General features: G+C 71.4%; 5 protein-coding genes and 1 pseudogene. All 6 read right to left on the bottom strand.

The annotated features are described in order from the left end of the window. Positions 1 to 126: 126 nt before the first annotated feature. A pseudogene (locus GWK61_RS15620) lies at positions 127 to 807 on the bottom strand (transposase); the annotation flags it as partial. A gap of 138 nt (positions 808 to 945) precedes the next feature. Beyond that, a complete protein-coding gene (locus GWK61_RS15615; RefSeq protein WP_194909091.1) occupies positions 946 to 2,349 on the bottom strand; it encodes a sensor histidine kinase in 1,404 nt (467 codons plus the stop codon). After that, a complete protein-coding gene (locus GWK61_RS15610) occupies positions 2,346 to 3,029 on the bottom strand; it encodes a response regulator transcription factor (protein ID WP_194909090.1) in 684 nt (227 codons plus the stop codon). Before GWK61_RS15610 ends, GWK61_RS15615 begins: the two co-directional genes overlap by 4 nt. A 4-nt stretch (positions 3,030 to 3,033) precedes the next feature. Further along, complete coding sequence (locus tag GWK61_RS15605) at positions 3,034 to 5,238, bottom strand: MMPL family transporter (protein WP_194909089.1); 2,205 nt, start codon at positions 5,236 to 5,238, stop codon at positions 3,034 to 3,036. Positions 5,239 to 5,382: 144 nt separating this feature from the next. Continuing rightward, positions 5,383 to 6,315, bottom strand: a complete 933-nt coding sequence (locus tag GWK61_RS15600; RefSeq protein WP_438939769.1) for an ABC transporter permease — start codon at positions 6,313 to 6,315, stop codon at positions 5,383 to 5,385. Between the two features lies 1 nt (position 6,316). Then, positions 6,317 to 9,010: an alpha/beta fold hydrolase gene (locus tag GWK61_RS15595; RefSeq protein ID WP_194909087.1), complete on the bottom strand. Its 2,694-nt coding sequence runs from the start codon at positions 9,008 to 9,010 to the stop codon at positions 6,317 to 6,319. Between the last annotated feature and the right edge of the window lie 56 nt (positions 9,011 to 9,066).

Raw genomic sequence — 9,066 nt, 5'->3', positions numbered from 1 at the left:
CACCGGTTTCCTGACATGCTGCTGTCCCCTTCACCTTTCGGATCCAGGTAAGTCATCTGGCCCAGGAACCTCCTTCCAAGTTCCTCCCAGCTGAACTGGGGATACAACAGAGCGCCTCGTGGCGCACTGCGATCGTTCGACAACCCACCGCTTGCCGACCTGGATCGGAGCGGGCACGCCTTTGACGGCGATCTCCCCGACCAGGGCGTGGTCGTCCAAGACCTTCCGGCACGGCTTGCCGTTGTAGGCGGAGTCCAGGTGGATCCGGGCCTTGGCCGGCAGCGCTCCGAGTTGCTGTTCGGCTGCGGCGATGGTGGGTTCGAGCAGCTTGGAGTCGTGGCGGTTGGCGCCGTCGGAGGCGATGCCCAGCGGCACGCCCCGCGCCTCGACCAGGGTCGAGCGCTTCAGACCTTGCTTACCACGATCCACCGGCGAGCGTCCGGCCTTGTCGCCCTTGACCGGCGCTTTGGTGTGGCAGCCGTCGGCGGACAGGTCGTCCAGATCCAGGCCGATCATCCGGTCGTAGGCGGCCAGGGCCAGGCGGTGCAGCTCGTGGGTCAGGCCCAGCGCCGACCAAGTCTTGACCCGGTCGCGGATGGTCCAGTCCGAGCAGCCCTCGACGGCGATCCGCTCGTAGCCCGAGCCGTGCACCAAGGCCTCGACGACCAGCCGGAACACCATCTCATCAGGTATCCGACGCTTGTGGCAGCCCAGAGGGTGGTTCGGATCGAACTCGGGACGGTCGGGTAGCAGCGCCGAGAACTGGTCCCACAGGGGGTCGAGAAGAGATGATGGCATGGCAGGCACGGGCGCTCCGACGGTTACGAAGCGTAGAGAACTCCGAAACCATCAGGTCCGTGCCTGCCTGTCAAATCCCTGAGATACCAACAACGCACTCCACGCCTATCCTCGGTCGCTCTTAGTCCACGGGCTTAGTCCACGCGCTTAGTCCACGAGCCTCGAGTCCTCATCAGGCTTCTGCGGAAGTTCGACGGTAACGCGCGTCCCACCTCGCGGGCTGTCGCTGACGGCGATTCGGCCGTGGTGGGCGGTCACGATCTCGCGGGCGATGGCGAGACCGAGGCCTGAGTTTCCGGTGTGGCGGTCTCGGCTGTCGTCGAGTCGGACGAAGCGGCTGAAAACCCGCTCGCGGTCTTCGACGGGGATTCCCGGTCCGTCGTCGTCGATCAGGACCCGTATGCCGCCTTCTTCGACCTCACCGGTGATATCGACGACGCTGCGCGCATACCGGACGGCGTTGTCGATGACGTTGCGGAACGCGCGTTCCAGATGATCCGGGTCGCCGACCATGCTGCCCGGGTCCGCGGTGACGGCGATGTCGATACGCGCGCCCTCGCTCGTGGTCGTGGTCGTGGCGCGGATGTCGTTCAGCAGCCGTGCGATGTCGACCGGCCTGGCCGCGGCCGCCAGCTGCCGGTCGTCGGCCTTGGCCAGCATGAGCAGCTGCTGCGTGAGGTCCTCCAGCCGCCCGGCCTGCTGCACGGCTCGCTGCGCGATCGTCGGCCACGGTGCGGCGTCGGGATGCGCGAGGCCGACCTCCAGCGTGGTCCGGATCGCGGCCAGCGGGCTGCGCAGCTCGTGCGAGGCGTCGGCGACGAACCGCCGCTGGCGCCGCGCGGACTCGTCCAGCCGCGCGAGCATGTCGTTCATCGTGACGGCCAGGTTGCCGATCTCGTCGTCCGTTCCCGGCTCCGGCACCCGCCGGGTCAGGTCGGCGGACGTGATCTCGGTGACGGCGTGGCGGATCTCCTCGACCGGTCGCAGAGCCCTGCCGGTGATGAGCCAGACGGTACCGCCGGCCAGCAGCAGGAGGATGGGGGTCCCGAAGAGCAGGCCGTGTGCCGACTGTTCGTTGACCTGGTTCAGCAGTCCCGTGCCGGTGCCCGTGATGATGCTCACCGGCCGGCCGGCGACGGTGGCCCAGGTCCCGTAGGTGCGGACCTCGCCGGGGAGCCGGCCGTCCGCTGCCGGCAGCCGGGTCGGCGCGTCGGAGCCGGGGGCGAGGCTGTAGAGGACCGGCTGGCCGGACAGCGTCGCGGTGGCGGCCAGGACGTGCCCCTGTGTGTCGATCACCTGGGCCGCGGCGTTCGGGTCGATAGTGGAGGGCGGCAGTGGGTGCGGCCAGGTGCCCGACTGGCCGGCCTGCTCGATCTGCGCGGCGTAAGTCCGCAGCTGGCCGTCGATGGTACTGCGGACCGAGTTCATCTGCAGCAGGTACATCAGCAGCATGCCGGCCACGACTCCGGCCGTGATGGCCGAACCGGCCACGATCGTCACCCGGGCGCGCATGGTGCGCAACGCGCGCAACCGGGACCTCCATGTCGTCATGATCGGTCGTCCTGTGCTCGTATCAGGTATCCCTCGCCGCGCAGCGTCGTGATCACCGGCGGCCCGCCCGGCGGGTCGATCTTCCGGCGCAGCCGGTGGACGGCGACCTCGACCACCGCCGGGCCGCCGTCGTACGCGGCGTCCCAGCAGTGGTCCAGCAGTTCGGTCTTCGACACGACGCGCCCCTGGCTGCGCATCAGGTACTCCAGGACCGCCACTTCGCGCGCGGGGAGGTCCACAGCGACGCCGTCGCGCGCCACCGAGCGGCTGCCGGGGTCCAGGGTGAGGCCGGCGGCGGTCAGGACCGCCGGCCGCTCGCGCAGGCCGCGGCGGGTCAGGGCCCGGATGTGCGCGAGCAGGACCGGGTAGGAGAACGGCTTGGTCAGGTAGTCGTCCGCGCCGATGTCGAGCCCTTCAGCCTGGTCCAGATCGTCGTCCATCGCGGTCAGCATCAGGATCGGAGTCCAGACGCCGTTCTTCCTGAGTCGTTCGCAGACCTGGTAGCCGTTCAGACCGGGGAGCATCACATCGAGGATGATCACGTCCGGGGCGGCCTGTTCGGCCAGCCACAGCCCGGTCTCCCCGGTCGCCGCCACGACGACGACGTAGCCTTCCTGTTCCAGGCCCCAGGTGAGGGACTCGGCCATGGCCGGCTCGTCCTCGACTACCAGGATCCGCACGGGATCAGTCCTTTCCGGTGGGGGTCCCGGACAGCTCGGGCTCGGGCTCAGTCTCGGACCAAGAAGGCTCGAAGGCCCCGGTGGTCCCGGTCGTCTCGGTCGTCTCGGACGCGCGCAGCCGCAGGATCCGCGCGGCCCGCTCCGGCATCCACCAGTTGGCCTTCCCGAACAGCGACACCAGTGCCGGAAGCAGCAGCATCCGCACCACGACCGCGTCCAGGATGACACCGGCCGCCAGCCCGGCGGCGATCTGCCGCACGGTGATGTCGTTGGCCGTGGACAGCGCGGCCAGCGCGAAGAACAGGATCAGCGCCGCGCTGGTGACCAGCCGTCCGGTCCGCGAGACGCCTTCCACGATCCCGTCCCGCGTCGAACCGGTGCGGTCGTAGCCCTCCCGGACCCGGGCCAGGATGAAGACCTCGTAGTCCATCGAGACCCCGAACAGGAACCCGAAGATCAGCACCGGGGCCAGCCGGTCGATCGAGCCGTAGGAGTTCGTGCCCCACAGCGCGTGCATGCCGAGGCCGTGCTGGAACACCAGCACCAGCAGCCCGTAGGAGGCGGCCACCGACAGCATGTTGAGCAGCACCGCCTTGGCCGGCAGCAGGATCGACTTCAGCCCGCGGGCCAGCAGCAGGAACGTCACCACCGCGACGATCCCGAACAGCAGCGGGAAGGAGTTATAGGTGGAGTTCACCAGGTCGGTCTCGAACGCCGCGTCGCCGCCGGTCAGCGTTCCGGGCGGCACCGTGGTCCGGATGTCGGCCAGCGAGGTTCCCGCCTGCGCGGTACCGACCTCGTGCCACGGGATCGCCACGACGATCGCGGAGCCGCCGGGGCTCCAGCCCGGACCGGCCGCCGTCACCGCCCCGTACAGGCTGCTCACGTGGTCCAGCGACGTCACGATCGACGGCGCCCGCGTGGCGTCCGGGACCCAGGTCGGGACCGCGGTGAGCGCGCCGCTGGGGAATCCGTCGGCGGTCAGGGCGTGCAGGCCGTCGGTGTACGCGCCGGACGAGGCCAGCGCGCCGGTCGTGGGCTGCGCGATGTTGATCGTCGCCGCGGTCCCGGCCAGCGCGCCGAGGATGCCCAGGCCGAGCACGGCCGCGGCCACCCGGTGCTTGATGACGCCGTGCGACCACGCGCTCCAGAACCGGCTGGCGCTCCCCGACTTCCGGCGCCGCGGCCAGTCCACGCGCGGCCCGATCTTCGACAGCACGACCGGCAGCAGCGTCAGCGCGACCAGCGTGGCGGTCGAGGGGATGAACAGCCCTGAGACGCCGATCCCGCGCACCAGCGAGTTGGGGACGACGGTGAGCGCGAACAGGCCGAGCGAGGCGACGATCCCGCTGAACCACACCGAGTGCCCGGCCCGCCGCATCGCCACCCGCACGGCCTCGTCGTTGGGACGCCCGGCGGCGCGCTCCTCGCGCCAGCGGTTGACCACCAGCAGCGAGTAGTCGATCGACAGCCCCAGGCCCAGCAGCGCGACGATGTACTGCACGGCGGGTGCGATCGGTGAGGAGGCCGGCATCACGTAGGTCAGGGCGTAGATGAGCAGCTGCATCGTCAGCACCGAGATCAGGGCCATGATGAGCGGCAGGAACGCCAGGAACGACCCGAACACCCAGGCCAGCACCACCAGCGCGCCGATCGCCCCGATGAGCAGCTCGCCCAGGACGCTGGAGTTGCCGCCGGAGGACTGGTTGCCGGCCTCCAGCGCCTTCTCGCTGGTCCCGTGGATCGTCAGCCCGGGCGCGGCGGCCTTCGCGGCGGCGGTCAGCTGGTCGACGACGGTCGTGCTGACGTCGTCCCCCTGGTGCGGCGGGTAGGCCAGCACGATGGTGCTGGTCCCGCCGGTCCCGACCAGCGCCGGGCTGCCGGTCGCGGCGTAGGAGACGGTGCGCATGTCCGGGGCGGCCTTGGCCAGCGCCGCGTCGACGGCGCGCAGTTCGGTCGCGGTCTGCGGCGAGGCCACCGTCTGCCCGGCCGGCAGGTTGAGCACGAGCACGCCGGGGTTCTCCGTCACCCCGCCGTACTGCTTGGCGATCTGTACGTTGGCGTTGTAGGCGGCGGTGTTCACGTGCACGCCGGATTGCAGGCGGCCCGAGACCGAAGGCGCCAGCACCACGCCGACGACGGTGATCACCAGCCAGGCGAGCCCCACCAGCCCACGATGCCGGAGCAGGAATCCGCTGATCTTGTCCATGAGTCCCTCCTAGGTGTCCCGTCCCACGGGAGCGATCCGGACCCTAGGCTCCGCTGCCTTACCGGATGCTTACAGCGCTGGTGGGGGTGCCTGTAAGCGGCCGGACTCGGTCATCGCCGACCCACGCTCCCAGCTCGTGATGTCCTAGCTCGTGATGTCCTTGCGCAGGAACCTGCGCCAGGCCAGCGCGAAGAAGACGAGGCTGTAGGCGAACGACGACACGACGCCACGGACCATCCCGTCCCAGCTGACGGTCGGGCTCAAGGCGTCGAGCCAGGCGTAGGAGTAGTGCGTCGGCAGGAAGGCGCGGGCGCCGCCCAGGGCCGTGACGCTGTCGAGGATGTCGGACAGGATCACCAGCATCACGGTGCCGCCGACCGCGCCCAGCGGGGTGTCGGTGTGCGTGCTCAGAGCGAATCCGAGCGCTGCGACGAACAACAGCGACAGGGCCAGGTAGCCGATCACGATGGCGAGGTGCACCAGCGCCGGGCCAGTCGCCAGCGAGGTGCCCAGCGGAGAGCGGGCCGGGGCCCAGCCGAAGACCGCCCACCCGGACAGCAGCGCGACCGTCGGCAGCACGACGAGCGCCGCGGCGGACAGCCCCAGCGCGACGATCAGTTTCTGGCGCAGCAGACGCGAGCGGGGAATCGGCGTCGCCAGCAGGTAGCGCAGGCTCGACCAGCTCGCCTCGCTGGCGACGGTGTCCCCGGTGAACAGCGCGACCATCAGGGACAGCGCGATCCCGGACGTGGCGAACAGCGTGAACAAGGTGAAGTTGGGCGCGCCGACGGTGGCCAGATCGGCGAGATCGATCGGGGCGCCCGGGCCGCGTCCGCTGGTGGGGGAACCGAGTTTGAAGGCGGCGGCGAGGATCAGCGGCAGCGCGGCCAGCAGTCCGAAGGCCACCTGGGTGCGACGGCGTTTGAGCTGGCGGCGCAGCTCGACCTTGAGCGGCAGCGTACGGCGCGGGTCGAAGCCCGGCGCGGCGCCGGACGGGGCCACGGCGAGCGCCGGGGCGGCCGCGGCCTCGAGCCGGGTGTGCTCCCCCGGTCGGGTCGAGGCCTCGGGGATTCGCACGTCAGACACGGTCGCCCTCCAACAGGTTCAGGAACACGTCTTCGAGCCGGTTGTGCGGCGCGATGCGGTCGACCGCCAGGCCCGCGCCGACGAGCGCCGCGACGGCGGCCGCGGGCCGGACGCCCTCCAGCCGGACGGTGAGCCGGTCGCCGTCGGCGGACACCTCGCTCACGCCCGGCAGGCCCGCCAGCACCTTCTCCGCCCGCTGCGACTGTCCCGCGCCGACGTCGACGGCGACCGAGGCGGCGGCGACCAGCAGCTGCTCGACCGACCCCTGCGCCAGCAGCCGCCCGCGGGCCATGACCACGGCGTGCGTGCAGGTCTGCTCGACCTCGGCGAGCAGGTGGCTGGAGACGACGACGGTGCGTCCGGTGGCGGCGTAGCGGCGCAGCGCGTCGCGCATCTCGCGGATCTGCGGCGGGTCCAGGCCGTTGGTCGGTTCGTCCAGGACCAGCAGATCGGGCAGCCCGAGCATGGCCTGCGCGACGGCGAGGCGCTGGCGCATGCCCTGGCTGTAGGCCTTGACCTTGCGTTCGACGCTCTCCCCCAGCCCGGCCAGTTCCAGGGCGGCGTCCAGGTCGGCGTCGCCGGCCGGGCGTCCGGTGGCGGCCCAGGCCAGTTCGAGGTTCTCCCGGCCGGACAGGTGCGGCAGGAATCCGGGTCCTTCGATGAACGCGCCGATCCGGGACAGCACCGGCGCGCCCGGGGTGATCCGGTGGCCGAACACCCGGATCTCGCCCTCGGTGGGGTGGATCAGGCCCATGAGCATGCGCAGCGCCGTCGTCTTGCCGGCGCCGTTGGGGCCGAGCAGGCCCAGGACCTGGCCGCGCTCGACGCGCAGGGACAGGTCGGTGACGGCGCGGAAACCGTCGCCGTAGGCCTTGCCGAGATGGGACAGGACGACCGGGACGTCGGCCAGCTGCGGATCGACGTCGGCGTCGCGGGCCTGGTTGCGGCGACGGACGTACCAGAGTGCGGCGACGGCCATGACGCCGCCGACGGCGAGTGCGGTGGCGGCGCCGAGCACCCAGACCGTCACCGAGCCGCCGCCGGTGGCCCTGCCCGCCACCGAGGGGACCGTGAGCTTGCCGCCGTCGGCGAGTGCGACGCGGTAGGTGCGGGCTGTGGCAGGGGTCTGATACGCCAGATCGGTGGTGGAGACGACCAGCGTCAGTCGGTGGCCGGCGGCGAAATCGTGCACGACCTCCGGCAGCGTGACCCGGACCGTGGTGCCGGAGGGGGACCCGGCCACACGGATCGGTGCGAGGAGCTGGTTCGGCAGGACCGTTCCCGAGCCGTCCGTGGCGGTGTCGTAGAGCTTTGCGAACAGGGTCGCGTCGGGCGCGTCGGTGGCGACGGTGAGCGAGACGGTCGGCGCGCCGACGAGGTGGACTGTCCGGTCCAGGGTGGGACCGGCGAAGACCGCCTGCTGTCCGGCCGGGGCGGGCAGGTTCGCGGCGGGGCCGAGCTGGGAGAGCACCGCGCCGAGTCCGGGCAGGCTGGTGATCTCCGACGGGTTTCCCCCGGCCGGCGAGACGACGGTCTGCTCCGGGCCGCTCAGCGGAACGGAGGTCGTCGTCGCCGGTCCGGAGGCGGTCACCACCGAGGAGCGCGGCGCGGAGTTCTGGACCGAGAGCGAGGTCCCGGTGCGCGTGAACTCGAACGCGGTGTTCTGCGCGGAGCCGTCGTGCTTGAGGTAGCGGTCGAACCAGGACAGCGTCAGTGCCCGGAGACGTCCGGACTCGACGTCCGAGGAGCTGTCGTGGCCGCCGCTGTACCAGACCTCCTTGACGGGCGTGCCGGTCGCCGCGATCTGGCGGGCGTTGGCGTCGCCTTCGCCGAGCGGGAACAGCGAGTCGTTCTCACCCTGGACCACCAGCGTCGGCGCCTTGATCCGCGAGGTCACCGCGGCCGGGCTGGACGCGGCGAGCAGCGCGCGCAGCGACGGTGAGGCGTCGCCGGTCGCCGCGCTTCGCTGAAACGCCGCGCAGGCCGCGCTGGTGAACCGGCCGCAGACCGTCGGCGCCTGCCCGGGGGCCGGCGCGCTGCCGGAGCCGAAGAACTCCCCGGACCACAGCTTCTTGAACACTCCGGCGTCCGTGGCTCCCGGGCCCGTCGCCGATTGCGGGAACAGCGCCTGGTTCAGGTCGTTCCAGGTGATCAGCGGTGCGATCGCGTCGATGCGGTGGTCGTAGCCGGCCGCGAGCAGCGTCAGTGCGCCGCCGTAGGACGGGCCGGTGAATCCGACCTGCGGGTCGCCGGGGCCGTCCCGCAGGACCGCGGGCAGGGTGGCGAGCAGGTCGACGATCTTCGAGGCGTCGCGCACCTCGTAGTCGGGCGAGTCCACGGCGATGTGCCCGCCGGAGGCGCCGAATCCCCGCGCCGAGTAGGCGAGCGCGACATAGCCGTGTTGCGCCAGGTAGCGCGCGTCCGCGTCCTCGTCGGTCTTGCTGCCGCCGAATCCGTGGGCCAGGACGACGGCCGGGGCGGGCTTGCCCGCCGAGGCTCCAGCGGGCAGGTACAGGGTCGCGTCCAGGGTCACCGGTGAGCCGTCCGGGTCCGGCGTCCCGGTGATCCTGAGGACTTCGGTGCGCACCGGCGCGCTCGAGCCGGCGGCCGCCAGAAGCGATGCGCCGATGACGGCGGCCACCCCCACGGCGGCGCCCCATGCCAACGTCCGTCTGCGCACGCGCACTATCCTCCCTACCGCCGGGGCATCCCCGACACACGTAGATCAACGTTTCGCACCGG

Source organism: Catenulispora rubra (genome assembly GCF_015356825.1).
Lineage (GTDB): Bacteria > Actinomycetota > Actinomycetes > Streptomycetales > Catenulisporaceae > Catenulispora > Catenulispora rubra.
The sequence above is the reverse complement of the archived record's forward strand: the minus strand, read 5'-3'. Positions and strand labels throughout refer to the sequence as shown.